Source organism: Arthrobacter sp. SDR-2R, from assembly GCF_057747955.1.
Genome location: NZ_CM173231.1, coordinates 1,536,328 through 1,562,001 on the forward strand (window position 1 = coordinate 1,536,328; position 25,674 = coordinate 1,562,001).

Consider the following 25,674-nt stretch of genomic DNA (forward strand, 5'->3'; position numbering starts at 1 on the left):
GGTTTGGGAAGTGAAGCTCGTGAAAAAGCCACCGTTGCTTCACCGAGTATCAATGAACGATAGCGCAATAATTGTAATTGCGCAATCGAATACGGGGCTGGCCCGCCCCCGTCAGCGGAGCATTGATGGTGGTGGCGAGGGAAAAGGGCCGCCTGGGTATTTTGGGGCCGCGGCGTTCATGAGGTGGGCCCACTGGGTGCCGGCGATGTTTGCTCCGTCCAGACCGGCGTAGTACTTTCCGTTGATGGTGATGTGCTCATTTGCCCATTCCGGCCCGAATCCTTTGTAGCTTCCGAACCATGAGGCGGTGGCGATGCCTGTGGTGGCGCCAACGGTCCATGTCTGGGTGTGTCCGTCGGTGGTGCCGGTTTTGGCGAAGATGTCCTGTTCCTTGTTCACGGGAATGTTGTAGCCCGATCCTTTGGTCAGTACTGGCTTCAGGGCGTACGTGACGCCGGCAGCGACGTCCGGGTCGATGGTCTGGGTGCAGTCCGCGGCTGGCACCGGGTAGTGGTGTCCGCCGGGTCCGGTGACCGTCTCCAAGGCGACGGGTCTGCAGCGGATTCCTCCGGCCGCGAAAGTTGCGTAAGCGGTAGCCATGTCCAGCGGCGCGACATCCTGGGTGCCGATCAGGTTGGCGATACTGGAGAGGTCGTAGGGCTTGTTGGTGTGGCCGTCCTTGATGCCCGCCGCTGTGGCCATCTTCTGGATGTTGCAGAAATCCAGCTGCGTTGCTGACTGGAACGTGATGGTGTTGATGGAGTGGTACAGGCCTTCCAGGACACTCATCCGGTAGTAGTGGTAGGGGTCGTCGTTGGGCAGGGGTGTCTGGCCGAGGGCGGGATCGTAGGACCCGGCCGTCGTGCCGCAGCTGTTTTTCCATGGGAAGCCGGCCTTGTAGGTGCGGACCGAGCCGTCCAGCCGGACAGCCATGGACCGGCCGGAATTGAGCCATTCAGCAAAGACGAATGGTTTCATCGTGGAACCGATCTGGAAGCCGCCGGCACCATGGAGCGGCTTACCGCGGCTGTCCGTTTCTGGGAGGGCGAAGTTGCCCGTGTAGTGTCCGGGCCCAGGCGCCGGGTTGTATATGGTGTTTTGGGCCATGGCAAGGATCTTGCCCGTCCGGGGCTGGACGCTGACAAGGGCGGCCCCGCGCTGCAGGGGATCCGCCGGGGGAAGCGAGGCATTGACCTGTCCCTGGGCCACTTTTTGCAGGTCCGGGTCCAGAGTGGTGTGGATGGACAGCCCACCCTGGTACAAAAGTCTGCGCCGGGCCGTCTCGTCGGCCCCGAAGGCGGGGTCGTTGAGGATCAAACGTTGGACGTAGTCGCAGAAGTATGGAGAAGTCGCCGCGGCGCATCCTTGGACGGTTGGCTGGACGTTCAAGGCGAGGGGCGCGGCGGCAGCCTTGTCGTGCTGGACCGTGGAGATGTAACCCTGTTGGAGCATTTGGTCCAGAACTTCATTGCGCCGGGCCACCACATGGCCTGGTTCGGTGATCGGATCGTAGTACAGGGGCCTGTTGACCACTCCTGCCAGGGCGGCGGCTTGGGTAAGGCTGAGGTCGCTTGCGGCGACGCCGAAATACTCTTTGGCTGCCGACTGGATGCCGTAGGCTCCGTTGCCGAAATACACCAGGTTCAGGTAGCCCTGAAGGATCTGGTCCTTGGAGTACTTGTCCTCGAGGCTGACGGCGAGTTTCATCTCCCGAAGTTTGTCGCCGATGGTCCTGGCCGCGCTGGACTTGACCTCGTCCGCCCTGCCGCTGGAGATCAGCGCCTGGATGAGCACGTTCTTGACGTACTGCTGGGTGATGGTCGATGCGCCCTGCCGGCCGCCCAAGGTGTCCACGTAGAGGGCCCGGAGAATGCCCGCTGGATCGATGCCGCCGTGCTCATAGAAACGGGAGTCCTCGATGGCCACGATCCCGTCGCGCATAAACGGTGATACCTGCTCCAGTTCCACCGGCACGCGATTCTGCGAATAGAACGTGGCGATGACCGACCCATCTTTAGCCAGCACCTCCGAGTTCCGGGCCGGGGGGTTCAGATCCAGCACTGAGGGCAGCTGCTCGAAAAGCTTGGTGGATGTAGCGGCCAGGGATGAGCCCAACGCCGCCGCGGGGACCAGGAGCCCGGTGACCAGGAAGCCGCCGATGACGCAGGCAGCCATGAAGGCGGCAGCCTTTCGCCACAGTTTGTCTCTAAGGAGCATGCAGGAGAATTCCTTGTCGTGTCGTCACTGCACTTCGATCAAGGCGTCGCATGGACAGGGGTGCCTGGAAACAACCCCTCCTGGGTCTAGTGCCGCTTGTCTCGGAATGATTGCCAATGTGCAAACAATGCTATGTCCCGAATCTGCATCGACAGGGCTGAATCCGGTAACAGGAGGGCAACAATTCAGAAAAGTGGAACTTGCTAAGTGGATAGTGATTGCGTTGGCGCAAGTGCTGCGCCACACTGAGGGAGGGGATATATCGGGGAAGCCCACGGATGAAGCCCTAAAGCTAACCACGGTGGGGCAGGGGAAAAGCTGTACTGGGCTGCCAGGCGACCTGCGCCATCTCCGCCGCATTGTCACCTGCAGATCTCATGCAGGCTTCTGTTTTGACCAGCCGGCAGCATCTCAACGCCAGGGAAAGGAACATCCATGAAACCCGCCCACGGCACCATACGGTTTTTCCGCCTCCTGCCCGTCCTGGTGATCTCGGCCCTTCTGGCTACCGGCTGCTACAACCCTTCCGAAGGGGACCGCGATCCCATTGCGCTCGGTTCCGACTTGAACTTTGCCGGGCTGGAGTTGCGAAGCGTTCTGCTTGTGACATCAGGGCAAAATGAACCCGCACGCGTGTTGGGAACGATCATCAACACCACGGCTGCTGATATTGAGATGGTCCTGGCCGACTCCGACGAGCAAGTCCAGGTCAGGATCCCGGCAAGCGGGAACAAGGAGTTTGACCAGACGCCCCTCATTCTCAACAGTGCCGCGGAGGCTCCCGGGGCGCGCACTGACCTGACAGTAAGCGTGAAGGGGCAGGAAACCAGAATCAACGTCCCCATTCAGGACGGGACTTTTGACCAGTACCAGCCTTATGTTCCTTCGCCCAGCCCTTGACGCTGGCAGCAGCCCTGCTGGGCAAGACAGGCGACCGCCCCTCCCGGGCGATCTCTCAAAGAGGAGGTATCCAATGAGGTTAAGACTCTACGCGGCGGCTGGAATGACCGCAGCGGCGCTGACGCTGACGGGCTGTACGGGAAACCCGGCACCGGGGCCCGGTTCCTCCACTGCATCACCGGACGCATCCAAGGCAAGCCTGTCGGGCGGCGGCGGCCTGGCCGCGGTTCCCGGCGTGGTCAGGGAGGTCGAACCATCCGTGGTCACCATCAGGACTGCTGTCGGCCTTGGCAGCGGTGTCATCTACGACGGCAATGGATCCATTGTCACAGACGCCCATGTCGTGGAGGACCAGCAAAAACAGCCCTTTAAGAACGTTGAGGTCCAGTTCGCTGATGGCTCTCAGTCCCAATGCACAATAGTTGGCGTTGACGACGTCACGGACCTTGCTGTCCTCAAGGTCGACCGCACCGGCCTTCCGGCCGCAAAATTTGCTGCAACAGATCCGGAGGTGGGTTCGATGACCGTTGTCATCGGAAGCCCGCTGGGGTTGGAGGAAACCGTCACTGCCGGAATTGTCTCGAGCCTGCACCGGAACATGCCGCCGTCGAAGGAATCACCCCACGGCGCCATCGACCTGCTGCAGACCGATGCGCCGATTTCCCCCGGTAATTCCGGCGGTGCGGTGGCGAATGCCGGCGGACAGGTAATCGGTCTTTCCGAGGCTTACCTTCCACCCAGCACCGGAGCCGTAGCCATCGGGTTCGTTACGCCATCCTCCACTGTCACCGACGTTGCAGACCAGCTGTTGGCCAGCGGATCGGTCAAACACGCCGCCCTCGGTGTGGTCCCCACCGACATCACGCCGCAACTCGCCCAACGGTTCTCCCTGCCCACGACGGCGGGGGCGCTGATCGTGAGCGTTTCGCAAGGAAGCCCAGCGGAACAAGCCGGCATGAAGGCAGGAGACATCATCACCAAGTTCGCCCAGGCAGACATTGGAAACGTGACGGACCTGCTGGTGGCCCTCAGGAAACAGGACCCCGGGCAGCAGGTGGACGTCATCGTGCAGCGCGGCTCAGCATCCCAGAACCTGCACGTCACCCTTGGCGACCTGGCTAAATGACTTATTGCGTTAACGCAATAGTTGCGTAAAAATAAGAAAATGCTGCTCGGGTAAGGATCGCCAACTCAAGGCGTAAAAGCCTGCAACGTCAGGTCGGCTCTATCCGAACAAGTCCCGCTCGTTCCGCCGCTTGGCGGAAAGCGAACCCCGACGAGGTCCGCGGGAGAGCAGTAGCTTTACTGGGGGGGCGGTCTGATCAGCCATATCGCGAAGGAGCATTTCAAATGGCACAGAACGTCAAATCAGCAACGGCAGTGGGCAATGCCCGGTGGAAGCGGTTGATTCCCGTCGCCATTGTCGTCTACATCATTTCGTTTATGGACAGGACCAATATCGGGTTCGCCCTGAACGGACTCCATCAGGACCTGGGCATCGACGCCGCCCAGCAGGGCCTGGCTGCAGGCATCTTCTTCATCGGCTATCTCGTCCTGCAAATTCCAGGCGGCCACCTCGCCGAGCACTGGAGCGCGAAGAAGTTCGTCGGAATCATGGTGCTCATCTGGGGCGTACTGGCCGTTCTTTCCGGATTCATCCAAGATTTCACGCAACTGCTGGTGGTGCGCTTTTTCCTGGGTGTCGCCGAGGCCGGAATCTGGCCTGCGATCCTTGTCCTGATCAGCCACTGGTTCCCGGCCGCTGAGCGGGCACGAGCCTACGCATTCTGGATGATGAACATCGCCATCGCCTCCATCATTACGGCCCCCCTCTCCGGCTGGATTCTCTCCTTCTCGGACTGGCGGTGGCTGTTCATCATCGAGGGCATCTTCCCCTTCGTCATCGCCGCACCCCTGTGGTGGGCCCTGATCGCTGACCATCCGCGCGAGGCGGCATGGTGCTCGGTCCAGGAGCGTGAGTACATCGAGAATGGGCTTGCTGCGGATGCAAGGGAACATCCTCAGCAGGAGAAACTGGGCCTGCGCCACGTTATGTCCAACACGGTTGTGTGGCGACTGACCTTGGTGTACTTCCTCATCCAGATTGGCTTCTATGGCATCAACATCTGGCTGCCGCACGTGATCAAGACAATTACCTCCGGATCGTCTATGGAGGTGGGGCTCATCACCGCAGTTCCGTACGTGCTGGCGATGGTCGGCCTCTGGTACAACGCCAAAGCGGCCGACCGTTCCGGCCGCTACTCCACTCACGTGCTGCTGTCGATGGCAGTCGGTGCTGTTGCGCTGGTGGTCTCGGTAGCAACCGGAGACAATATGCCGTTCCTTGCGGTTACCCTCATTAGCATCGCCGTCGCCGGGGCCTTGGCCTACGACGGTCCATTCTGGGCTTCAGCGTCCCGGGCCATGCCGGTGGCCGTCGCCGGCACCGCTATGGGACTGATCAATGCGGTAGGAAACCTCGGCGGATTCGTTGGACCCTACGTTGGTGGTTTCCTGCAGGATGTGACGCACGGCAGTTTCCTGGCCACGTCCATCTTCCTGGCATGTTGCCTCCTGGCTGCAGGCCTGGTGATGCTGACATTGCGGCGAAGCGGTGACAGGCCGCTGTCCGGTGCCCGGCTGCAGGGTGCCCTCTCCGGCGGGGCAGAGGCAGAAGCAACCAGGAAGAAAACATCCTGACGGGCGCCCTTGCAGCACGGGCAACTGCGCCGGTAGCGGGATGCCGGTCGCAGCCTCGTCACTGGTAGGCGCTCGGCACGGTAACTCAGCGGTGAGGGTGGGCCATTCCGAGACATGACCCACCCCCGCATCAGTTGCGCCAGTGCAACGGATTGTGGGTTTGTGGGGGAGGGGAGTCCGCATATCCACGCGAACAACTAAGGGCCGGAGAGGGTTCCGGAGGGGTGGGTGTTGGGGGATAAGCCTCCAGGAGGAGGGGATTTTCCTTTCGTTGCGTAGGCCCACCCCGCGCCCGTTCCCGGGATTGCGGGAGTCATGATTGGGTAGGCCGTGCTGCATAAGGGGTGCCCGGGACCCTTATGGCTGCCCGGGCGGTTCATGTACTTTGGTCCTGCCGGAGAGTCCTGAGCTGGCAGGATTCGCATTTTGGGGAATCGGCTGGGGACCCAGTTGCGCTGGCCCTCGTCCAGGGCCGGCCGCCCGTCAATCTCCCTTGCCGAATCCAAGGAGCCCCCCGTTGCACAAGCGCACTGTCCCGGTCATCGCTGCCGTTTTTCCGGCACTCTTCCTCTCCGCAGGGCCAGCCCCGGCCACCGCGGGCTATGACGAGGAAGTCCTTAACACCTACGTGGATTGCCCGCTGGAGCGCATCGGCACCCAGCTGGTCCGCTGCGACAACCTCACAGGAGCGGGGGTGAATGCCCCGTTCTGGATACCCGAGCAGAAGTAGGCAGCGGCTGCGGGTGCAGATGCACCAGCCCGCAGCGGGGCGCATGATTGTCGCATGCAGAGAATTGCAGGCTGGCTGGCCGCCGCTGTCATCATCACGCTCGTTTTCGCGGCCGTGTATCTGACGCTGCAGCAAAGTGGCCGCCAGGCAGTCAATACAGCGCCGGCGGCTGCGGTGGCAGCACAGGTCCAGCAGATCGGATCAGATCCCGCGACGGGGCCGCGCCTCGAACTAACGAGTGACAGCGGGCCGTTCATGATCATCTACGGGGAGGACAACAAGGCAGTTTTCACAACAGTGACTCTGCATGGGGAAGTGCCGAACCTGCCGGTCGGCGTCCTGGACACCACACGGTCCGCTGGAACTGATGTTGTCACCTGGCAGCCGGAACCTGGCCTGCGGATGGCCGTCGTCGCCCGGCAGGCCGCCGGCAAAGTGGTTGTTGCAGGGCAATCCCTTACCCCGTTTGAAAACGCCGACAAGAGAACGCAACTTGTACTGACGGCAGGATGGCTGGCCAGCCTGATGGTGCTCGTTGCCGCCTACGTTGTGGCGGGCTTGTACAGCCGCCGCCGGCGTCCATCGCAGTCTTGATTATTCCCGCGGTCCGGACTCCTGAACGGCCCTGCATCGTGGCGGGAACAGAACTGGCAACGGCTCCCCGCGACTAATCGCTGGGAAGCCGTTACTGCACCCCGTGGTATCAGAATCTTGACGCCGGAGAATTGTTGAACGGTGTGATGGGTGTCGTGAATGGGTTACCGGCAATATCGGTAAGGCTAGACGCCGGGGTGTAGGAAGGTACATTCGTACCGATATTGCTCCCCTGGGCCCCTGTGTTGTTCTTGGTGTCACCCAGCCTGACCGTCAGAGAACTCGTGGCTGGATTCCAACTTACGGTGCTCACGCTGCCGTTGGCGCCCACGAATACCACCGGCGCAGTGGTTGTAGCGTAGTTCGCGTTGGCTCCAAGCGAAATGGTGCCGACGTTCAATGTGCATGTCTTGCTGGTCACTGTCATCGAGTTGCTAGTAGTCGTGTGGTTGAACGTGACGGTGACGTCGTTGTTGGCACTGAGCGTCTGTAGTCCGATATTGCTCCAGGAGGAGCAGAACTTCGTGGCATCCATAATCTCCGAGTACTGGATGGTAACTGTATCGCCAGCATCGGCCGTGCCGGGGGTGCCCCCGTTGGCCAACGTCATGCCCGTAACCGTCGGCGGCACGGTCTCCTTGCTGGTAGTCCCAGACGCTGAGGCTGTGCTGCTGTTGCCAGCGGCGTCAGTACCTGATGCCGTGTAGGTAAGGGCGCCGTCCTTGAGTCCGGATAGGTCCAACGTCGCGGACCAGGAGGAACCCGAGACAGCAGCCGCCTTGGTTACGCCATTGAGAACAGAATCCCGGACAGTCACGCTGACAGCTGTGCCGGCCTCGGTGGTTCCGCTGACGGTCACACCGCCTGCCGTGACGCTGTTCACGTACATCGGTGCGCTAATGCTGAGAACCGGCGCCTGGGTGTCTTTGATATCCGTAGCAGTAGCGGCCGTGCTGGTATTTCCAGCCGCATCCTTCACGGTGGCGGCGTAGGTGAGCGTTCCGTCGTTCAGAGTGGCCAGGTTCATGGTCATGGACCAGCTGCCCGTCCCCGATGCTGTTGCCGTCCCCGTCACAGTATGGGCCGAACCGGCGTCAGCGGCCGTGACGGTGACCGTTCCGCCGGCCTCGGCGGTCCCCGAGACCGGCACCGCCGAGGCGTTGGCAATGTTCACGAAGGCCGGGACACTCAGCGCCGAGGGCGCGGCAGGTGCCACGGTGTCCTTGGTGTTCGAAGCCGCAGTTGCCGCTCCCGTGTTCCCGGCGGCGTCCGCGGCCATGGCGCTGTAGTTGACCGTTCCCTGCTTGAAGGTGCTCAAATCCAAGGAGGCGGACCAGCTTCCGGTTCCCGATGCGGTAGCCGTAACCGTCACCGAATGTGGGGCGCCGGAACCGGTATCGCTGGCAGTAAGGGTGATCTTGGCCCCCGCCTCCGCCGTTCCGGTGACGGGTACGGCGGCAACGTTGGCGGAGTTCACAAAGCCGGGCACGCTGAGCCCCGGCGCGGCAGGCGCCTGGGTGTCGATCCGCACCGTCTGGCTCTGCGCCGTGCCGGCATTGCCGGCGTTGTCGGTGGCGAAGTAGGAGACCGTGTGCGTTCCGTCGCCGCTCACCGGGATGCTGGTGACGCTGCCGCCCACAGTCTGCTTGGCGCCGCCGTCGACCGCGTAAGTAATGGAGGCGACGCCGGATCCAGCCGTCCCGTCGTCGGCGGTGATGGTCACGGTGACCGGGCTGGTGCTGTTCCAGCCGGCGGCGTTGGGGGTGGGCGAAATGCCGGACACCGAGGCCACCGGGGCGGTGGAGTCACTGCTGACGCCGGTGCTGCGCGGGCTTTCCGAACCCGTCCACAGCGCGATGGTGGGGGTGACCGTGTAGTACCAGATGCCGCCCGGGACATTCTGTTCGGTGCAGGTGAGCGTGGTGACGGTCCCCGCGCAACCACCTGTTGCCGGTGTTCCGGTGCCGCCCGTGGCCGCCGCGTACCTGGTGACGGTGTACCCGGTGGCCGCCCGGCCGTTGACCGTGATGCCGGCCGCCCAGCTGACGCTGAGCGAGGCACCGTTGGCGGTGACGGCGGGCTTGGACCCCGCGGAGAGCGTGTCGGCAGCGGCGGCCGCGTTGTTGCTGCTGGTGGTGGAGGCCCAGAAGGCATAGGCCGCGGTACCCGTGCCCAGCAGGAGCAGGAGCGCGGTGATGATCCAGGGCACCCGGTGCGACGGGCGGCCGAACAAAGCACGGATGGCGAGGCTCATTTGCGCACCTCCGCCGTGACGGGAAGGCGGAAGGTGGCGCCCTGGCAGGCTGCGAGAGAGGTGGTATCCATGGCGGCCGATCCTGGAAGGGTGAGCAGGGTGGACGAGTTGGCCGGAACGAAGGTGGCCGGGGACAGTGGCGCCGCGCTCCCCACGAAGCTGACTCCGGTGGTGGTGCAGCCGGGGTGTGCCGCGTCCGCGGTGGCGGCCCCGTTGGCCGTGACGCTGTAGACCTGCACGGCGTAGGGGTTGGGGTTGGTAAGGCGGAGGACGACGTCGGCAGTGCCGCCGGGAACAAGCGTCGACTTCGGGTTGTCCCCGGCGACGAGCGCGTCCACGGTGACGGCCTGCATGGTGGCCGCGGCTGCGGACCCGGTGCCGGTGCCCGCGGTGCCCCAGTACGCGTAGGCGGTTCCGGCGCCGGCAGCGGCCAGGAGTCCGGCGAGGGCCGCTGCCCTGACCGCACGACGGCGGGTGGTTGGGTTGGCGGTCATCTCAGTTCCCCTGTCCTGATCCTGAGTAGCTGAGCTGGAGCGAGGCACCCTTGCAGCCGTCCTGGTTGGCGGAGGTGTCCAGCATTCCCACCCTGGGCCACACCGACGGTGCCAAACGGAGCCCGGAAAGGGAGCTGCTGCCCGCCGGAACGGAGACCGGGTAGGGGCCGCTGTACTGCGTGACCACGAAGTCCGCTGCGGTGCAGGAAAGGTTCCTGGCCACGGCGTCCGCGCTGCGAGTGACGCCTGCCACCGCCACGGACATGTTGGTCAGCGAGAGCGCCTTGTTGTTGGGGTTGCTGATTTGCAGGTCCAGGCCGGCCGACGTGCCGGGGGACAGGGTGCCGGGGACGTTTCCGGAGAGGACGAACTGCTTGATGGTGGAGTCCAGGACCAGCTGCACGTTGGCGTAGGCGTACTGGGCCTTCCCGGCGGCATCCTTGCCCGTGCCCATGAGGTAGAGGCTGTAGCTGCCGTTCGGTGAAGCGGCCGTTGTTGCCACCTGCAGGGTGGTGGAGGTGCCGGTCACCGGATTGGGCGAGAACGTTGCGGCGGCGCCGGAGGGCAGTCCGCCCAGGACGCTGAAGGTGACCGGCCCGGACAGATTGTTCCGGGTGATCTGCAGGGTGTACACCGCGGTGGAACCGGGCGGGACGGTGAGGGAATCAGGGGAGGCGGCGACTGTCAGGCCGGAGGAGATCTTGTAGTTCACGGTGAGGCCGGCGGTGACGCTGCCGGAGACCTTGTTGCTGGTGCCGGTGATGGTCAACGAGCTGGTGCCCGCCGGGGTGGTGGCTCCCGTGCTGACGTTCAGGGTGGAAGTTGACGTGGTGCCTGAGCTGAGGGGGACGGACGACGGCGTGAAGGCACCTGTTGCTCCGGCCGGCAGTCCCGCGGTGGTCAGGTTGACCGCACCGCTGAAGCCCCCGGTGGACGTCACCGTCACCGTGTACGCCGCGGACTGCCCCTGCTGGACCGACTGGCTGGCGGGCGAGACCTGGACCGTGATGCCCGCTTTGGTGCTTTGCGTTGCGGCGAACAGCGCCCCCGCGCTGGCCAGCATCACCGCAAGCCCGATCAGCGCCACCTTGATGGCCTGCCGCAGGCGATGCCGCGGTTGCCCGTCTTTGTTGTGCACCCCGTGCCCCTTCCACTTTGGTGCGGTTGACGACGAACCGGGGACGGGGTTTTCACCCGTCCCCGGCCCGCTCGTTTGTTAGTTGCTGCCGACGGTCACAGTGATCATGGCGCCCTTGCAGGCGTTTTGGTCCGTGTCAGGGAGATCGCTGAGCGTCAGCGTTCCGGTGCCAAGGCCGGTGGTTGCGCCGGCGAGGACTGTGGTGGGGCCGGCCGGGACTGTGGCCAGGAACCAACCCGGCAGGCACTTTGCGTCGCTGGTTGAGACCTGTGGGTTGACCAGTGTCACCGGGGTGCTGCTGGTGTTCGGGTTGGTGGCCGTGTAGGTGATGCTCTTGGGGGTGCCCGGGGCGACGCCCTGTTCCACCGTCACGGTGATTGAGACCGGCTGGGTAGTGGACGCCGCCGTGGCTCCGCCGGTGCCGGAGCCCGTGGTGCTCCAGTAGGCGTAGGCGGCACCCCCGCCAACAGCCACCAGGGCGGCGGATGCGGCAACAGCGGCGATCTTGTTCTTCTTGGTCATTGGGCGCATGGAAAGACTCCTTGTGAATGTGATTGAGAACCCGTTCCCCCATGAGCGGCCCCATCCTGGTGCCTTTCGGTGGATCGATGACCCAATGTTTTCGGCTGGCGCTCTGCCCAACAACACGTACCGGTACTCGAATTTTCAGGGGAGTGTGAATTCCACTACTGGGATTCGTGCGCCCCTACTCGGGTGGCCAAAGTCAAAGCGGGTGCCAATGCCCCCAGTCCGCTGTCCGCAGCCGGCGGGGCGACGACGACGGACGGACGTATGCTGTTGGCGTCAGTAACGATGTCTCGCTGGAGAGGAGTTCCGGCATGCTTGACGGTCCCAGCGCAGGAGTCAGCATCGGCGCGTTGGTGGCGGTGGCTGTTGCCCTGTACATCGTGCTGGTGGTGCGCCGCAGGAAGTGAACTTCGACGCGCTTCGTGATTTTCGACGCGCATATTCCGTGGCGCGGCTCGAATGTGGGCGGCGAAAGGGAATGTGCGCGTCGTGGGCGAATATGCGCGTCAATCAACGCAGGGACGCGAGCGTACGACGGCGGCCGCGTCCCGCCGTCGTATGTCCCACTTGGGGTGCGGGGGCCGGCGGCTTTTTCGGATCGACGCTGATCCGTGCCTCCGCCGCAGGCCCCTGGTCTTGTGTGGAAAGTTGAGTTGGATGCCTGGCGGCGCCCTTGCTTAGCGCCGCCAGGCTTCTGAGACCGTCGGTGTTATCCGACGCAGGCGCGGGTTGACTGGGACCCAGTACCCAGGTGCATCAGCGATGCGCTCCCGTCCTTCACGCATCACTTTGGAGGGAACGCCTCAAGGACGTCCCCGGATCCGGTCAAGAATTCATCAAGGTCGGCTCAATATTGGCCGCTTGATTTCGGTGCGCGGCAGCGAGGAAGGCCGGCTTACCGCGTATCCACGTCCTCGAACACCAGGAACGTCTGCGTGTCCAGCACTCCGGGCATGGTCTGCAGCTGGTCGAAGATGACGCGGCGCAGGTCGATGTTGTCCACAGCCCGGACCAGCAGGATCACGTCGAAGTCGCCGCCCACCAGCGCGATGTGGTGCACCTCCGGGATGGCGCCCAACTGGTCGCGGAGTTCCCGCCACGAATCCTGCTTCAGCTTCAGCGTCACGTAGGCGGAGGACTTCAACCCTGCCTTGATGGGATCCACCAGCGCGGTGAACCGGGTGAGCACGCCGTCACCGGTCAGCCGGGCAATGCGGGAATAGGCATGCGCCCGGGAAATGTGCACGTTTTCCGCCACCTGCGTGACGGACATACGGCCGTCCCGGGTGAGTTCGCTGATGATGCGCCGGTCGATCTCATCCAGCGGAACCTCGGCCGCCACATCCTTGCCCGCCATTGTGCACTCGGCTCCCGTCGGTACTCCACCTCACGAATACAAATCGTCTTCCATAGTAGGCAGATTTGAGGAGAGTCTCCGTGGCCGGAGCGCGCGGGAATACAAAACCGGCAGCAGGAACGCCGCTGGAACGAATGATGCTCGACCGGTCGGCCTTTCCCTGGCCGTCCGGGGTGTGGATCAGGACCCGTGGTGGCGGGTCCCGGTCCCCTCCGCTGCGCCGCGGATGAAGTCGCAGTCGCCGGGGGAGAGCACGGTTTCGCCATGCCGGTCCTGTTCGAATTCGACTCCGGTGCTCTTCATGATGGCCGCCGCGACGGTGCGCGGAAGGATCTTGCAGCCGGGATTATCAACCAGCCATTGCCGCGTGTCCGGGTCGAGCCTGTCCCACAATTTGGCTATTTCCATAGCTAACGCCCCCGCCTGTCACTGCTGTTAGGAAAATGCCGCAGTCCCGGATGTCCCGGGACGGTGCGTACCCGCATCATCCGAGTGTGGGCCTTCGGGAGACAGGGGTCAATGCACTTCTTTCCGTTGGCCGCCAGGCTTTCGCGCCCGGATGGAAGCAGGTGCAGTTTCCCTGCCCGGCATTTTGTCCACGGCTCCGGTCGGTAATCCACGTCACAGTTACAAATCGTCTTCCAAACCCGGCACTTCAGGGCAGCTTCTCCACGATTTGCGCAGGTGCTGGATACGAAACCTCGCCCGGGACAATACTGGGAGGGAATAGTGGCTACCGAAGGACGGACCAATGACGATCTCCGCAGACCACACCGCGCCGGACACCGCCAGCACCGAGCCCGCAGACGATGCGCTCACGGAAGCTGTGAAGAAGTTCGGCATCACGGTGGAGGACTACATGCTCCCCGCCCGGCACCAGATCCAGATGGTGGATCCGGACGGCCGGCTCATCCCGGACAGCGAGCAGGGCACCCAGCCCGGCCACGAATACCCTGTACCCGGCGATGACGAACTGCTGGCAGCGTACGAACGCCTCGTCGTCGGACGCCGCGTCAACGACCAGAACTCCGCCCTGGTCCGGCAGGGCCGCATGGCCGTCTACCCCTCCAGCCACGGCCAGGAAGCCTGCCAGGTGGCCGCCGCCCTCTGCCTGTCCGAGCGTGACTGGATGTTCCCCACCTACCGCGACGCCGTGGCCGTGATGACCCGCGGCGTGGACCCGGTACAGGTGATGACCATCTTCCGCGGCGACTGGCACGGCGGCTACGACCCCCTCAAATACAAGGTGGGCATCCAGTGCACGCCGCTGACCACCCAGTTGCTGCATGCCGTGGGCGTGGCGCACGCCGCCAAGCTCCGCGGCGAGGACACCGTGGTGCTGGCCATGTGCGGTGACGGTGCCACCAGCGAAGGCGACTTCCACGAAGCCCTCAACTTCGCCGCCGTCTTCCACCTGCCGGTGGTCTTCTTCGTCCAGAACAACAAGTACGCCATCTCGGTGCCCCTGGCGCACCAGTCCGTGGCGCCGTCGCTGGCGCACAAGGCCGTGGGCTACGGCATGGCCGGCGAACGCGTGGACGGCAATGACGTGGTGGCCCTCCTCGCCGTCCTGGACCGCGCCGTGAAACTCGCCCGCGAAGGCTCCGGACCGCTCCTGGTGGAAGCCAACACCTACCGCATGCAGGCCCACACCAACGCCGACGACGACACCCGCTACCGGGAAAACAGCGAGGTTGCGGAGTGGCGGGCCAAGGATCCCGTCAACCGGATGCGGACGTACCTGACGGACCGGGGGCTGCTGGATGACGACGCCGAAGCACGCATCGCTTCCCACGCTGAAGCGGTTGCCGCCCAGCTGCGCGAGGGCTTGAGCGAGGACGTGCAGGTGGACCCGCAGGAACTGTTCCGCCACGTCTTCGCCCGGCAGACGCCGCAGTTGAAGGAACAGTCCGCCATGCTCGCCGACGAGCTGGCCCGCGACGCAGCAGCTACTGATTCACAGGAGGCCGGCAAGTGAGCCCCACCATAACAACCTCGTCCGAAGCCAACGGCAACGTCAGTGCCGCCACCGCCCGGGCCGCAGCCTCGGCCGCCGCGTCCGCCGAAGCCGCGGGTCCCCAGCCCGTCACCATGGCCAAGGCCCTCAACACCGCCCTGGCGGACGCCATGCACGCCGACTCCTCCGTCCTGGTGTTCGGCGAGGACGTGGGCATGCTGGGCGGGGTCTTCCGCATCACCGACGGCCTCACCGCCACGTTCGGCGAGCAGCGCTGCTTCGACACCCCGCTGGCCGAGTCCGGCATCGTGGGCATGGCCGTGGGGATGGCCATCAACGGGATGCGCCCTGTCATCGAGATGCAGTTCGATGCGTTCGCCTACCCTGCGTTCGAGCAGATCGTCAGCCACGTGGCCAAGATGCACAACCGCACCAAGGGGGCCGTGAAGCTGCCCATGGTGATCCGCATCCCCTACGGCGGCGGCATCGGGGGCGTGGAGCACCACTGCGACTCCTCCGAGTCCTATTACGCCCACACCGCCGGCCTGAAGGTGTACACCCCCGCCACGGTGGCCGACGGCTACCGGATGCTGCGCGAAGCCATCGACTCCGACGACCCCGTCGTCTTTATGGAGCCCAAGAAGATGTACTGGACCAAGGACTCCGTGGACCTTGCCGAGCTCCGCCGCCTTCACGAGGAAGGTGCTTCCGCGGAAGGCACGACGGCGGGACGCACCTCCGAAGGCCGTGCCGCCGTCGCACGTCCCGGCACGGACGCCACGCTGATTGCCTATGGCCCGTCCGTCCCCACCGCGCTCGCCGCCGCCGAAGCGGCCGCGTTGGAAGGCCGCTCGCTGGAGGTCATCGACGTGCGGACCATCGTCCCGTTCGACGACGACACCGTGTGCGCGTCCGTCCGCAAGACCGGCCGGGCCGTGGTGATCGCCGAGGCGCACGGCTTCGCGTCCGTGTCCTCCGAGATCGTGGCCCGGGTCCAGGAACGCTGCTTCCACTACCTGGCCGCCCCCATCCGCCGCGTTACCGGATTCGACGTCCCCTACCCGGCACCCAAACTCGAGAAGTACTACCTGCCCGGCGTGGACCGCATCCTCGACGCCGTTGACGACCTTCAGTGGGAGAACTGACCATGAGCGAACCACGTGTGTTTTTGCTGCCCGACCTCGGCGAGGGCCTTACCGAAGCTGAACTCGTCTCCTGGCACGTTGCCGTGGGCGACGAGATCGCCGTCGACCAGCCGATTGCCGAGGTGGAGACCGCCAAGTCCGCCGTGGAGGTACCGTCCCCGTATGCCGGGATCGTCACCGAACTGCACGGCCAGCCGGGCGAGACCCTGGACGTGGGGAAGCCGCTGATTACGGTGACGCCTGTTGGTGCTGCTGCCGGGGCCGCGGACGATGCCGCCCCCGCCCCTTCGCCGGCCCAGCCGGAAGTACAGCCCACAGAGACCGAGCTTGCCGAGCCCAAGCCGGCCAATGCGGCAGCCGAAACCTACCGGGAAGAAGAGAAGGCCGGATCCGGCAATGTGCTGATCGGTTATGGGACTCCCGGCGGACACGGTGTTGCCCGGCGCACCCGTGCCCGGAAGACCGCCGTCGCCCTCGCTGAGCCGGCTGAACCGAAGCCCACCGAGGACGACCTCACCCTCCTGCGCACCCGCGTCCCCGGCAAGCTCGGCGCGGTGATCTCGCCGCTGGTCCGGCGCATGGCCCGGGAGCACGGCGTCGATCTCGGGGACATCTCAGGCTCCGGCGACAGCGGCCTGATCATGCGGCGCGACGTTGAGGCTGCGCTGCGGACCACTGCACCGGTGGAAGCCCCCGCAGCCAAGCCCGAGGAGGCCAAGCCCGCCGAAACGCGACCGGCCACGGCGCCCCGGGAAGCCACCCCGGCCAACGGCGTGGACGCCCGCACCGGGCTTGGCATTGCCGCCCGCACCCCGGTCCGTGGGGTCCGCAAGGCCGTGGCCGCCAACATGGCCCGCAGCCGGTCCGAGATCCCGGAAGCAACCGTATGGGTGGACGTGGACGCCACCGCATTGCTGGAGCTCCGCGAGGGACTTAAGGCCAACGGCGCCGAGGCTCCTGGCCTGCTGGCATTCATCGCCCGTTTCGTCATCGCAGGGCTGAAAAAGTACCCGGAGCTGAACACCCGGATCGAAGCCGCGGAGGACGGGTCGCAGGAGATTGTCGCGTTCGACGGCGTCAACCTGGGCTTCGCGGCGCAGACCGACCGGGGCCTGGTGGTCCCGTCCGTCCGCGGCGCCGAGAAGCTCAGCGCCAGGGAGCTCGACGGCGAGATCCGCCGCCTCACCCAAGTGGCCCGCGACGGGAAGGCGACCCCCACCGAGCTGGGCAGCGGCACGTTCACCCTGAACAACTACGGCGTGTTCGGTGTGGACGGGTCCGCGGCGATCATCAACCATCCGGAGGTGGCCATCCTCGGCGTCGGCCGGATCATCGACAAGCCGTGGGTGGTCAACGGTGAGCTGGCGGTCCGCAAGGTCACCGAACTCACGCTGACCTTCGACCACCGCGTCTGTGACGGCGGCACCGCCGGCGGCTTCCTCCGCTTCGTGGCAGATGCCATCGAAAACCCCACGTCGCTGCTGGCCGACATCTAGTGGCCGCTGTTTGAGGGACGAATTCTTGGTGCAATTCGTGGCGCCATTTTCCCTAATGGAAATCTGAATTAGGGTAAGAGGCACCACGCGGTAAACCTTTGTGGGCCTTTCCAGGGGCCGCCCCTGGCGGGGTATATATGTGCCATCTGGAAACGAACCAAGGAGATTCTGATGTTGCTTTGGATAGCCATTATCATCGCGGTCCTCTGGCTTCTGGGCCTGCTCGCCAATATCGGCGGGGGACTGATCCACATACTTCTGGTTGTCGCCGTGGTGGTCCTGATCTTCCATTTCCTGCGTGGCAGGACCCGCGCCTGACATTCCTGCAAAGGCCCGTCCGTCACACAAAGGCCCGGTCCCGGTACTCGGCTAGCACCCGCGATCCAGGGCCGGGCCTTTGCGCGGGCTCGTGCGGTGCCCCGCACCCAAAATGTCAGGGAATCATCATCCTGTAGACACCCGGCAGTCAGCTTGCGCAGGAAGGATATGAGACAGGGGGATCTGTAAGCCAAGAGAAAAGGATGAGTCGTGACAAGTCTTGACCTCCATGTCGTTGGATCCTGCAGTGAGCTCGTTTCCGGCGATGCGATCGAAGCTTTCTACCAGAACACGTTGATTCATCGGGGCCCGGTGACGGACACAGACCCGGAATACGGGCGGGTTTGGATTCTGGACACATTGACCGGAAGCAGGTGTCTGCTCGATATATTTGAACTCGAAATTGTCCGTATTCCGCCGCCTATGGCCGAGTCAGGGACAGGGCTTTTTTCCCGTAACGCGCACCAAAAGGAAACCGGCGCAACCTCATACTGGCGCACGGTATCCCCATTGGGCTGACGGTCCTCCCCGTAATCAACCTAACGCGTAGCCCCCTCAAGGCCCTGAACGGAAATATGAGTACCCACTACTCGTGACCGAATGCGCGGCTTGTCCGTAGGCTGAATTGACTAGGGGGACCAGGCTCCCGTCCAAGGTCTTCTGGGAGGAGCGAAACTCTTGAAGAGGATTCAGCATCGTGCATGGACTTGCGTCGTCCTCGTCTTGGTTATGACGCTTTTATCAGCTGTGGCATGCGGCGACCTCAGGCGTGCTCCAGGTTCATCGCCGCCCCAGGGAGCCGAACCGGAGAGCACGGTCTCCGATTCTGCGCAGGCGGCGACGGACGTCCCTTCCGCGGCCTCTGAGTCAGCACAGCCACCAACAGAGGAGCCCTCGCCTGGTTCGGTACCGCCCCTTGTCCTCGATCGACCCTCAGACCCTTCTGCAGCCTCCCTGTCCGTGCCAGTGGGAGACCTGCCTGGCTGGAGGCAGGTTTTTGTTGAGGACTTCGCCGAAGGAGACGTTGGCACTGGCGGATTCCCGGGCCCCGTCTACGGCACGCGCTGGAGCGCCAACTACGCGGACGGCACGCCGGACACAGCCGCCCAGCAGCAAAACAAGGGCGAACGGACATCCGGGTATTTCCCGTCGAAGGTCCTGAGTGTCCACGATGGCGTCCTGGACTTCTACCTGCATTCTGAAAACGGTGTGGCAATGGGTGCTGCTCCGTCACCGAAACTGGATGGGGCCAGCCAGCGGCCGTACAACAGCTTGGTGTACGGGCGCTATTCGGTCCGCTTCAAGGCCGATGTCCTGCCGGGATTCAAACTGGCATGGCTGCTGTGGCCGGACAGCAAGCGATGGCCCGAGGATGGCGAGATCGATTTTCCCGAGGGAGACCTGTCAAAGCTCATCTACGCAGCCGTACACGGCGTGGAGAACGGCGTGCACCGTTGGGACGCCCTACGTCCGGAAGTACCGTACGGGGACTGGCATATCGCTACTACTGAGTGGCGTGCCGACGGCATCGAATTCTTCCTTGATGGAAATTCGATCGGCGTGTCCAGGTCGTTCGGACTGAACACACCCATGCACTACATCCTGCAGACCGAGTCCTGCTCGCCAAAATGCCCGCTGCCCGAGACCAGCGGCCACGTCCTGGTCGACTGGGTGTCCATCTGGGCTAAGTCCTAGCCACGGCGAAGGCTTGGACTGACCCAACCAGCCATGGCACGACGGCGGCCCCGCGCCGTCGTCGTTCCTTTCAAGTTTTTCGGCACAAGGGTCTTTACGCACTGGCCACATGTTATTAAAGTGGGTTGGGTCATAGTCCGGATGGGCGCCGGGGGCGTCCGGGAAGGGGGAGTGCATCACCACTGACCGTTACCTACAGACAAATGACCACTACGTTGAAAGCCCCTCCTAGGAGGGGCTTTCCCTTTGCCCGGAACAGGACAGGAACCGGCGATGGCTACTCCACGAGTTGACCCAGGCGGGCCCGGAGGCCACGCCGCTCCGCCTCATTGCCGGTGAGGATCAGGGCTTCCTGGAACGCCACCCGCGCCTCCTCCGGGTGCCCAAGCCGGGCCAGGAAGTCGGCCCGCGCCGCGGCAAGATACGGGTACCGGGCGAGCTGCGGCTCGGCACCGAGCGCATCCAGCTCCGCCAGGCCTTCCGCATAACCCACGGCGAAGCCCAGCGCGATGGCCCTGTTGAGCTGGACCACCGGGGACGGCCACCTTTCCATCAGCAGGTCATACAGGACCAGGATCTCCTGCCAGTCGGTGTCCGACCAGGATCCGCTTTCATCGTGCACAGCGGCAATCGCGGCCATCAGGGCGAACCTGCCCGGAGGCCGCGAAACCAAGGCCTCCCGCAACAGCCCAACACCTTCCGCGATGGCACGCCGGTCCCATTTCGACCGGTCCTGGTCCTCGAGCAGAACCTGGTCGTCGTGCTTGTCTACCCGGGCGTCCCTGCGGGCGTCCGTAAGCAGGACCAGGGCCAGCAGGCCGGCAACATCGGGGTCAGCGGGTAGCAGGACCCGCAGTGTCCTGGCCAGCTCCAAACCGCGTTCGGCAAGGTCGCGGCGCATCAGGTCCGAACCTGACGGGGAGGTGTGCCCCGTCGTGTACACCAGGTACACCACCGACAGCACGCCGTCCACGCGTTCGTGCAGCTCAGACACCGGCGGTACCCGGTAGGGGATGCCGGCGGCGGCAATCTTCTTTTTCGCGCGGGTGATCCGTGCCGCCATGGTGGCTTCCGGGACCAGGAACGCGCGCGCCACATCGGCGGTGGACAGTCCGCACAGCAGCCGCAGCGTCAGCGCCACCTGGGCTTCGAGCGCCAGGGCGGGATGGCAGCAGGTGAAAATCAACCGGAGCCGGTCGTCCGGGATGTCATCAGCGTCCGGCGCGTCGTCGCCATACTCCTCAGGTTCCAGCAGCTTGGGCAGGGCCCGCTGGAGGGTGGCCACGCGGCGCCGCATGTCCAGGGCCCGCCGTCGTGCCGTAACCGTAAGCCAGGCCCCGGGATTCCTGGGGATTCCGTTCACGCCCCACGTGGACAAAGCACTGGCATACGCGTCCTGGACCGCCTCTTCGGCGGCGTCGATATCCCCGGCAACACGCACCGTGGCCGCCAGCACGAACCCCCATTCGCGCCGGTGGGCGTCGGCCACCGCCGCGGCGACCTCGGAGCTGGCGGCGTGCGGCATCAGCTGACCACCCGAACGGGCCAGACCTCGACTCCAACCCCGGCGGGTACCTCCTTGGCGATTTCGAGGGCTTCATCCAGGTCGGCTGCCTCCACCAGGTAATAGCCGCCCAGGGTTTCCTTCGACTCCGCGAACGGACCATCCGAGACCAGGAAGCCGCCCGACCCATCACGCCGGACGGACGTCACGGTCGAGGATGGCTGCAGGGCGGCCCCGTTGATCAGGTTGGAACCGCGCCGCTGCATGAACTCCTGGTAGCTGGCGCTGATCGACTCGCCTTCGGCCTGCCGCGCTACCGCCTCATCCTGGAAAATCAGGATCAAATACTTGGACATGTCGTGCTCCCTTCGCTGTTGGCCGGAGCCCTTCAGTGGAGCCCCTACCCATACGACGCGCACCGGAAGCGAAAATCGACAGCAGCGCGGGAATCCCCTTCCATTTCCAAGGTACCCCTCCGCGGGGGCCTTGCCGCAAGGCCCCGGGGGTGCCGCATACTGGCGGTCGACTATTCGTGGATTGAGGGGGACGGCATGCATGACGTGGTGATTGTGGGGAGTGGGCCCACGGGGTTGATGCTGGCGGGCGAGCTGCGGCTGGCGGGGGTGGACGCCGTTGTCCTTGAACGGCGGGAGTCCCAGGAGTTGGCGGGCTCCCGCGGGGGCGGAATCCATTCCCGCACCCTTGAACTGCTGGACCAGCGCGGCATCGTGGACAGGTTCCTTGCCGAGGGCAAAACGATTAACGCGGCCACGTTCGGCAACACCCCGCTGGACCTGGGCGGGCTGCCCACCCGGCATCCATACACGCTGGCGCTGTTCCAGAACCACATTGAGCGGCTGCTGCTTGAGTGGGTGGAGGAGCTGGGCGTGCAGGTCCGGCGCGGTGTAGAGGTCACCAGCGTGGAGGCGGACGACGGCGGCGTGGACGTTCAGCTTGGCGCGGGCGGATCGCTGCGGGCCCGGTATGTGGTGGGCACCGACGGGGGCCGCAGCACGGTGCGGCGTTCGGCGGGCATCACGATGGCGGGCCCGGACGCAACCCGGAGCAGCCTGATTGCCGAGGTGAAGGTGGCGGGGGAGCCTGTCCAGCAGGGAAAGGTGGACGCCCGCGGCATCCACGGCCTCTACCCGATGGGGGACGGCACGGTCCGCGTGGTGGTGACCGAGGCTGTGCTCGGTCCAACCACCGAGCCCACCCTGGCGGACCTGCGGCAGGCGCTGACCGACGTGTTCGGCACCGACTTCGGCGTGCACAGTCCCACCTGGCTGTCACGGTTCACCGACGCCACCCGCCAGGCGGAGACCTACCGGAAGGGCCGGGTGCTGCTGGCCGGCGACGCGGCGCATGTCCACTCACCGACAGGCGGGCTCGGTATTGGCCTCGGCGTGCAGGACGCGGTCAACCTTGGGTGGAAGCTGGGGCAGGTGGTGCGGGGCCTCACCGGCGAGGAACTGCTGGACACCTACCACGCGGAGCGCCACCAGGCGGGGGAGCGGGCGCTGAAGTACACCATGGCGCAGTCGCTTTTCCAAAAATCAGACCCCCGGCAGGAGGCGCTGCGCGACCTGCTGGGCGAGGTGCTCCGCGTGGAGGGGGCCGGGGTTCCCATCGCGGCGCTTGTGACAGGGCTCGACGTGGCCTACGACCTGGGCGCCGGCCATCCGCTCCTGGGTCGCCGGATGCCGGACCTGGAAGTCACCACTGCCGAAGGTCCCATCCGGGTCTTCGAACTGCTGCACCAGGCGCGGCCCCTGCTGCTGGACTTCAGCGGGCAGGAGTTGGGTGCGGGCCTTTCCAACGGCAGGGTGCGGCATGTTCCGGCCACGTACGACGGCGGCTGGCTGCTTCCCGTGCTGGGTGCTGTAGGTGCGCCCGCCGCAGTCCTGGTGCGGCCGGACGGGTACGTCGCCTGGGTGGGTGAGGGCTCAGCAGACGGGCTTGCCGAGGCCCTGGACACCTGGTGCGGCAGGGCCGGCGGCTGACCTCTCAGCGCAGGTTACTGCTTCGGCCCGGCGATGTTCACCAGCCACTGGACACCGAATTTGTCGGTGCACATGCCAAAGGTGTCACCCCAGATGGCTGTGTTCAACGGCATTGTCACCGTGCCGCCGTCGGACAACTTCTCCCAGTAGCCCCTGAGTTCCGCGTCGTCACCGCCGCTGAGGGAGATGCTGAACGTGTTTCCGGGCGTGTAGTCCATCCGCTGCGGAGTGTCCGACGCCATCAGGGTCAGCCCCGTTGGGGTATCGAGTTGTGCGTGCATGACCAACTGGTCTTCGGAGGGATCCTGGCTGGCCTGGAATTCCGCGAACGTGCCGATGTTCAGTTCACCGCCAAAGACGTCTTTGTAGAATTCCATGGCTTCACGGGCATTGTTTCGAAAGCTCAGATAGGGATTGAGCCGGGTGGGCATACGGGGACTCCTTTTGTGAGCGGGACTTCGTTGTCGGCACGCGTCATGCTAACAGGGCCCTCCCCAAGCGGGAAGGGGTCGGGTGAAGCCTCAGTCGTCGAAGTGGGCCTCAGCTGTTCCAGGGCCCGAGAACCGGTCCACCAGCGTTTCGGCGAGTTCGTTGAGCTTTTGGTTCCGGGTGCTGGAGGCGTTGCTGAGAAGGCCGAAGGCGGCATCCCTGCTGCAGTTGTTCTGGGCCATAATGATGCCGCAGGCCAGGTCGATGGCGGTCCTGGTGTCCATGGCCGACTTCAAGTGCTCGGCCCGCTGTTCCGCAGCCACGATCCGGACTGCGAGCCGCAGGGCCTTTCCCGCCATTTCGGCGAACCGGAGCCCATCAGACACCGCCTGCTCAGTGAAGCACCCGTGGAGGGGGCAAAGAAATCCAGGACTGCCCCGGCGTCGTCATCCATCTTCATGGGGATGCCAAGGGCACTGGCAACCCCCGCGGCAGAAAGGGCGCTCCGGTATTCCGGCCACCGCAGGTCGGACGAAACGTCTCCCAACAGGACGGGAACTCCGCTTTCCAACGCTTCCACGCAGGGCCCGTCTCCCAGCGTTTGTTCAATCCGGTCAAGCACCGCGGCCCTGCCGCTGCTGCCGCCGATGGTGGCCGTACGCTTGCGCCGGTGCAGGGTGACAGCGCATTCGATAGGCACTCCGGTAGTGCTGGTCATGCTGGCTGCCGCGAAGCCGGTGAGTCCATCCAGCACCGACTTGATGTCCTCCGTCCCGGCGATCAGATCCACAATCCCTTCAAAGTCGTCCGCCATGTCCTGGTCCACCATCTTTTCAATGTAGAAGCAGCAGGAATCAGCCACAAGGGCGGGATCAGCGCACCGATACCAGCCTTCTCCAAGCCCGCGCACAGCGCAGTTATGGAAACGTTATATATGCTTGCTTAGTGGTTTTTAGGTCCAGCAGCGGAAATTTGTCAGTACCGGAACGCCCGTCGGCGCCCCAAGCGGGGCTGATCGCGGGGCGCAAGCATGCCCTGGATGGGCTCCGGAGCATCGCCGTGGCGGGCGTGTTCTTTTTCCATACCGCCACCGACTCCATGCCGGGTGGATCCATCGGTGTTGACGTGTTCTTCACGCTGAGCGGCTTCGTGATCACGCTGCTGATCATGAAGGAACGGATCGCCACCGGCCGGCTCCTGGGCGTCTTCTACGCCAAGCGCCTGGCCCGGCTTTGGCCGGCGCTCCTGGCACTCTGCGCGGTGATCGTCGCCGTCGGCCTTCTCTTCCCGGCGTCAGGCTGGGGCGGCCAGGCGGGGTTCGTCCTTCCCGCTGCCGCGTACGTGATGAACCTGGCGCACTTTGGCATGTTCGGCGAGTCCATTGCGGGTGAAACCCTCGGCCCCACCTGGACCCTCGCCGTGGAAGAGCAGTTCTACCTGGTGTGGCCGCTGCTCCTGCTGCTGATGCTCCGCTTCTGGAAGGTCCGTACCTCAGCCTTGGCCACCGTCGCCCTGGCCGCCGTCTTCGTACTGAACCGGTTCCTGCTGGTGAACGCGGGCGAGCCGCTGGACCGCATCTACAACGGACCGGACACCCGGGCGGACGAACTGCTGATCGGCTGTGCGCTCGCCTTGATGTTCACGGCCGTGCGGGACGGTTCCCGGCTGCACCGCGCACTGGTGTCCGCTGCCCGCTGGGCTGCACCGCTGGCCGGCATCTCCCTGGTGGCAGCGCTGTTCCTGCTTAAGGAGCCGGACACCCCCGGCGACTGGTTCAACCTGTTTTGGACGTGGGGGCCCGCGGCGCTCGCGTTGTTGTCCGCGGTACTGATCGGTTCCCTGGTGCTCCAGCCGGCCGGGTTCCTCTCCCGTATCCTCAGCCACCCCTGGCTGGCCCGCCCCGGCCGCGATCTGTCCTACGGCCTGTACCTCTGGCACCTGCCGGTCTACCTGCTGCTGATGCCCCTGATCCCGGCGCTGCCGCTCCGCATCGCACTGACCGCAGCCCTCACGGTATTGCTGGCGTACGCGTCCTTCCGCTTAGTTGAGCGGCCGCTCCGGGGATGGGCGAACAAAAGGTTGGAGCCCGCCGTCGACCGTTCAACGCCTGCAGGTTCCCTTCCCGGGACTCCGGGCCGCGCGCCTTCGGCGCCTAATGCTTCCAAGCAACCAGCGCAGGAACCCGAGCCTGCCGGCCAATTGACCAACTGACGCC

The 25,674-nt window shown here is 64.8% G+C and carries 24 protein-coding genes; 12 read left to right on the top strand and 12 right to left on the bottom strand.

Features of this window, described 5'->3' with window-relative positions:
- Positions 1-111 precede the first annotated feature (111 nt).
- On the bottom strand, positions 112-2,217 hold the full coding sequence (locus AC3ANU_RS07110; protein ID WP_051081330.1) for a transglycosylase domain-containing protein: 2,106 nt from the start codon (positions 2,215-2,217) through the stop codon (positions 112-114).
- A 435-nt stretch (positions 2,218-2,652) separates the two neighbouring features.
- On the opposite strand from AC3ANU_RS07110, the gene AC3ANU_RS07115 reads away from it, so the two are divergent.
- From AC3ANU_RS07115 to AC3ANU_RS07135, 5 genes are all read left to right on the top strand, one after another.
- Positions 2,653-3,117 (top strand): hypothetical protein, encoded by a 465-nt coding sequence (locus AC3ANU_RS07115; protein WP_018768695.1) that lies wholly within the window; start codon positions 2,653-2,655, stop codon positions 3,115-3,117.
- A 73-nt stretch (positions 3,118-3,190) separates the two neighbouring features.
- Positions 3,191-4,243: a S1C family serine protease gene (locus AC3ANU_RS07120; RefSeq protein ID WP_488315745.1), complete on the top strand. Its 1,053-nt coding sequence runs from the start codon at positions 3,191-3,193 to the stop codon at positions 4,241-4,243.
- 224 nt (positions 4,244-4,467) lie between these two features.
- The gene (locus AC3ANU_RS07125; protein ID WP_488315746.1) at positions 4,468-5,817 is read left to right on the top strand and encodes an MFS transporter; all 1,350 of its coding nucleotides are present in this window, start codon (positions 4,468-4,470) and stop codon (positions 5,815-5,817) included.
- Positions 5,818-6,334: 517 nt separating this feature from the next.
- Positions 6,335-6,547, top strand: a complete 213-nt coding sequence (locus AC3ANU_RS07130) for a hypothetical protein (RefSeq protein ID WP_018768692.1) — start codon at positions 6,335-6,337, stop codon at positions 6,545-6,547.
- A gap of 54 nt (positions 6,548-6,601) precedes the next feature.
- Entirely contained in the window at positions 6,602-7,141 is a 540-nt protein-coding gene (locus tag AC3ANU_RS07135) for a hypothetical protein (protein WP_488315747.1), read from the top strand.
- A gap of 109 nt (positions 7,142-7,250) precedes the next feature.
- Here the strand turns inward: AC3ANU_RS07135 and AC3ANU_RS07140 are convergent, their stop codons facing one another.
- The 6 genes from AC3ANU_RS07140 to AC3ANU_RS07165 all read right to left on the bottom strand — a co-directional run bounded on the left by AC3ANU_RS07140 (position 7,251) and on the right by AC3ANU_RS07165 (position 13,320).
- Positions 7,251-9,395 (bottom strand): Ig-like domain-containing protein, encoded by a 2,145-nt coding sequence (locus AC3ANU_RS07140; RefSeq protein ID WP_488315748.1) that lies wholly within the window; start codon positions 9,393-9,395, stop codon positions 7,251-7,253.
- Entirely contained in the window at positions 9,392-9,889 is a 498-nt protein-coding gene (locus AC3ANU_RS07145) for a hypothetical protein (RefSeq protein ID WP_488315749.1), read from the bottom strand. Before AC3ANU_RS07145 ends, AC3ANU_RS07140 begins: the two co-directional genes overlap by 4 nt.
- 1 nt (position 9,890) lies before the next feature.
- Positions 9,891-11,027, bottom strand: coding sequence for a COG1470 family protein (locus AC3ANU_RS07150; RefSeq protein ID WP_488315750.1), 1,137 nt, complete (start codon positions 11,025-11,027; stop codon positions 9,891-9,893).
- Positions 11,028-11,105: 78 nt separating this feature from the next.
- Positions 11,106-11,558, bottom strand: a complete 453-nt coding sequence (locus AC3ANU_RS07155) for a hypothetical protein (protein ID WP_488315751.1) — start codon at positions 11,556-11,558, stop codon at positions 11,106-11,108.
- Between the two features lie 892 nt (positions 11,559-12,450).
- Positions 12,451-12,912 (bottom strand): Lrp/AsnC family transcriptional regulator, encoded by a 462-nt coding sequence (locus AC3ANU_RS07160; protein ID WP_018768683.1) that lies wholly within the window; start codon positions 12,910-12,912, stop codon positions 12,451-12,453.
- Positions 12,913-13,092: 180 nt separating this feature from the next.
- Entirely contained in the window at positions 13,093-13,320 is a 228-nt protein-coding gene (locus AC3ANU_RS07165; RefSeq protein WP_056392926.1) for a hypothetical protein, read from the bottom strand.
- Positions 13,321-13,663: 343 nt separating this feature from the next.
- Between AC3ANU_RS07165 and pdhA the strand changes: the two genes are divergently transcribed.
- The 5 genes from pdhA (at position 13,664) to AC3ANU_RS07190 (ending at position 19,523) form a co-directional block, all read left to right on the top strand.
- Positions 13,664-14,890 (top strand): pyruvate dehydrogenase (acetyl-transferring) E1 component subunit alpha, encoded by a 1,227-nt coding sequence (pdhA, locus tag AC3ANU_RS07170; protein WP_018768681.1) that lies wholly within the window; start codon positions 13,664-13,666, stop codon positions 14,888-14,890.
- Positions 14,887-16,014, top strand: coding sequence for an alpha-ketoacid dehydrogenase subunit beta (locus AC3ANU_RS07175; RefSeq protein WP_018768680.1), 1,128 nt, complete (start codon positions 14,887-14,889; stop codon positions 16,012-16,014). Before pdhA ends, AC3ANU_RS07175 begins: the two co-directional genes overlap by 4 nt.
- 2 nt (positions 16,015-16,016) lie before the next feature.
- Positions 16,017-17,510 (top strand): dihydrolipoamide acetyltransferase family protein, encoded by a 1,494-nt coding sequence (locus tag AC3ANU_RS07180; RefSeq protein WP_488315752.1) that lies wholly within the window; start codon positions 16,017-16,019, stop codon positions 17,508-17,510.
- A gap of 171 nt (positions 17,511-17,681) precedes the next feature.
- Complete coding sequence (locus AC3ANU_RS07185; protein ID WP_018768678.1) at positions 17,682-17,828, top strand: lmo0937 family membrane protein; 147 nt, start codon at positions 17,682-17,684, stop codon at positions 17,826-17,828.
- Positions 17,829-18,794: 966 nt separating this feature from the next.
- On the top strand, positions 18,795-19,523 hold the full coding sequence (locus tag AC3ANU_RS07190) for a glycoside hydrolase family 16 protein (protein WP_018768677.1): 729 nt from the start codon (positions 18,795-18,797) through the stop codon (positions 19,521-19,523).
- Between the two features lie 277 nt (positions 19,524-19,800).
- On the opposite strand, the gene AC3ANU_RS07195 is transcribed toward AC3ANU_RS07190, so the two are convergent.
- Both AC3ANU_RS07195 and AC3ANU_RS07200 read right to left on the bottom strand, forming a co-directional pair.
- Complete coding sequence (locus tag AC3ANU_RS07195) at positions 19,801-21,048, bottom strand: RNA polymerase sigma factor (protein WP_488315753.1); 1,248 nt, start codon at positions 21,046-21,048, stop codon at positions 19,801-19,803.
- Positions 21,048-21,383 carry a YciI family protein gene (locus tag AC3ANU_RS07200; protein ID WP_018768675.1) on the bottom strand — a complete coding sequence of 112 codons (336 nt, stop codon included), beginning with the start codon at positions 21,381-21,383 and terminating at the stop codon, positions 21,048-21,050. The genes AC3ANU_RS07195 and AC3ANU_RS07200 overlap by 1 nt, the downstream gene beginning before the upstream one ends.
- A 195-nt stretch (positions 21,384-21,578) precedes the next feature.
- On the opposite strand from AC3ANU_RS07200, the gene AC3ANU_RS07205 reads away from it, so the two are divergent.
- Complete coding sequence (locus AC3ANU_RS07205; RefSeq protein WP_488315754.1) at positions 21,579-23,030, top strand: FAD-dependent monooxygenase; 1,452 nt, start codon at positions 21,579-21,581, stop codon at positions 23,028-23,030.
- A gap of 14 nt (positions 23,031-23,044) precedes the next feature.
- Here AC3ANU_RS07205 and AC3ANU_RS07210 read toward each other — a convergent pair whose 3' ends face one another.
- From AC3ANU_RS07210 to AC3ANU_RS07220, 3 genes are all read right to left on the bottom strand, one after another.
- Complete coding sequence (locus tag AC3ANU_RS07210; protein ID WP_056392939.1) at positions 23,045-23,461, bottom strand: VOC family protein; 417 nt, start codon at positions 23,459-23,461, stop codon at positions 23,045-23,047.
- 90 nt (positions 23,462-23,551) lie between these two features.
- Positions 23,552-23,743, bottom strand: coding sequence for an ANTAR domain-containing protein (locus AC3ANU_RS07215; protein ID WP_488315755.1), 192 nt, complete (start codon positions 23,741-23,743; stop codon positions 23,552-23,554).
- A gap of 8 nt (positions 23,744-23,751) precedes the next feature.
- Positions 23,752-24,288, bottom strand: coding sequence for a GAF domain-containing protein (locus AC3ANU_RS07220; protein ID WP_488315756.1), 537 nt, complete (start codon positions 24,286-24,288; stop codon positions 23,752-23,754).
- A gap of 143 nt (positions 24,289-24,431) precedes the next feature.
- Here AC3ANU_RS07220 and AC3ANU_RS07225 point away from each other — a divergent pair, with 143 nt between their 5' ends.
- Positions 24,432-25,670 (top strand): acyltransferase family protein, encoded by a 1,239-nt coding sequence (locus tag AC3ANU_RS07225; RefSeq protein ID WP_488315757.1) that lies wholly within the window; start codon positions 24,432-24,434, stop codon positions 25,668-25,670.
- Positions 25,671-25,674: the final 4 nt, after the last annotated feature.

Bases quoted from the DNA above. Each gene is read 5' to 3' on its own strand.
- AC3ANU_RS07165 (WP_056392926.1), bottom strand. From the start codon at position 13,320: ATGGAAATAGCCAAATTGTGGGACAGGCTCGACCCGGACACGCGGCAA.
- AC3ANU_RS07125 (WP_488315746.1), top strand. From the start codon at position 4,468: ATGGCACAGAACGTCAAATCAGCAACGGCAGTGGGCAATGCCCGGTGG.
- AC3ANU_RS07155 (WP_488315751.1), bottom strand. From the start codon at position 11,558: ATGCGCCCAATGACCAAGAAGAACAAGATCGCCGCTGTTGCCGCATCC.
- pdhA (WP_018768681.1), top strand. From the start codon at position 13,664: ATGACGATCTCCGCAGACCACACCGCGCCGGACACCGCCAGCACCGAG.
- AC3ANU_RS07210 (WP_056392939.1), bottom strand. From the start codon at position 23,461: ATGCCCACCCGGCTCAATCCCTATCTGAGCTTTCGAAACAATGCCCGT.
- AC3ANU_RS07120 (WP_488315745.1), top strand. From the start codon at position 3,191: ATGAGGTTAAGACTCTACGCGGCGGCTGGAATGACCGCAGCGGCGCTG.
- AC3ANU_RS07115 (WP_018768695.1), top strand. From the start codon at position 2,653: ATGAAACCCGCCCACGGCACCATACGGTTTTTCCGCCTCCTGCCCGTC.
- AC3ANU_RS07110 (WP_051081330.1), bottom strand. From the start codon at position 2,217: ATGCTCCTTAGAGACAAACTGTGGCGAAAGGCTGCCGCCTTCATGGCT.
- AC3ANU_RS07200 (WP_018768675.1), bottom strand. From the start codon at position 21,383: ATGTCCAAGTATTTGATCCTGATTTTCCAGGATGAGGCGGTAGCGCGG.
- AC3ANU_RS07215 (WP_488315755.1), bottom strand. From the start codon at position 23,743: ATGGACACCAGGACCGCCATCGACCTGGCCTGCGGCATCATTATGGCC.
- AC3ANU_RS07185 (WP_018768678.1), top strand. From the start codon at position 17,682: ATGTTGCTTTGGATAGCCATTATCATCGCGGTCCTCTGGCTTCTGGGC.
- AC3ANU_RS07180 (WP_488315752.1), top strand. From the start codon at position 16,017: ATGAGCGAACCACGTGTGTTTTTGCTGCCCGACCTCGGCGAGGGCCTT.
- AC3ANU_RS07145 (WP_488315749.1), bottom strand. From the start codon at position 9,889: ATGACCGCCAACCCAACCACCCGCCGTCGTGCGGTCAGGGCAGCGGCC.
- AC3ANU_RS07140 (WP_488315748.1), bottom strand. From the start codon at position 9,395: ATGAGCCTCGCCATCCGTGCTTTGTTCGGCCGCCCGTCGCACCGGGTG.
- AC3ANU_RS07220 (WP_488315756.1), bottom strand. From the start codon at position 24,288: ATGGTGGACCAGGACATGGCGGACGACTTTGAAGGGATTGTGGATCTG.
- AC3ANU_RS07160 (WP_018768683.1), bottom strand. From the start codon at position 12,912: ATGGCGGGCAAGGATGTGGCGGCCGAGGTTCCGCTGGATGAGATCGAC.
- AC3ANU_RS07135 (WP_488315747.1), top strand. From the start codon at position 6,602: ATGCAGAGAATTGCAGGCTGGCTGGCCGCCGCTGTCATCATCACGCTC.
- AC3ANU_RS07205 (WP_488315754.1), top strand. From the start codon at position 21,579: ATGCATGACGTGGTGATTGTGGGGAGTGGGCCCACGGGGTTGATGCTG.
- AC3ANU_RS07195 (WP_488315753.1), bottom strand. From the start codon at position 21,048: ATGCCGCACGCCGCCAGCTCCGAGGTCGCCGCGGCGGTGGCCGACGCC.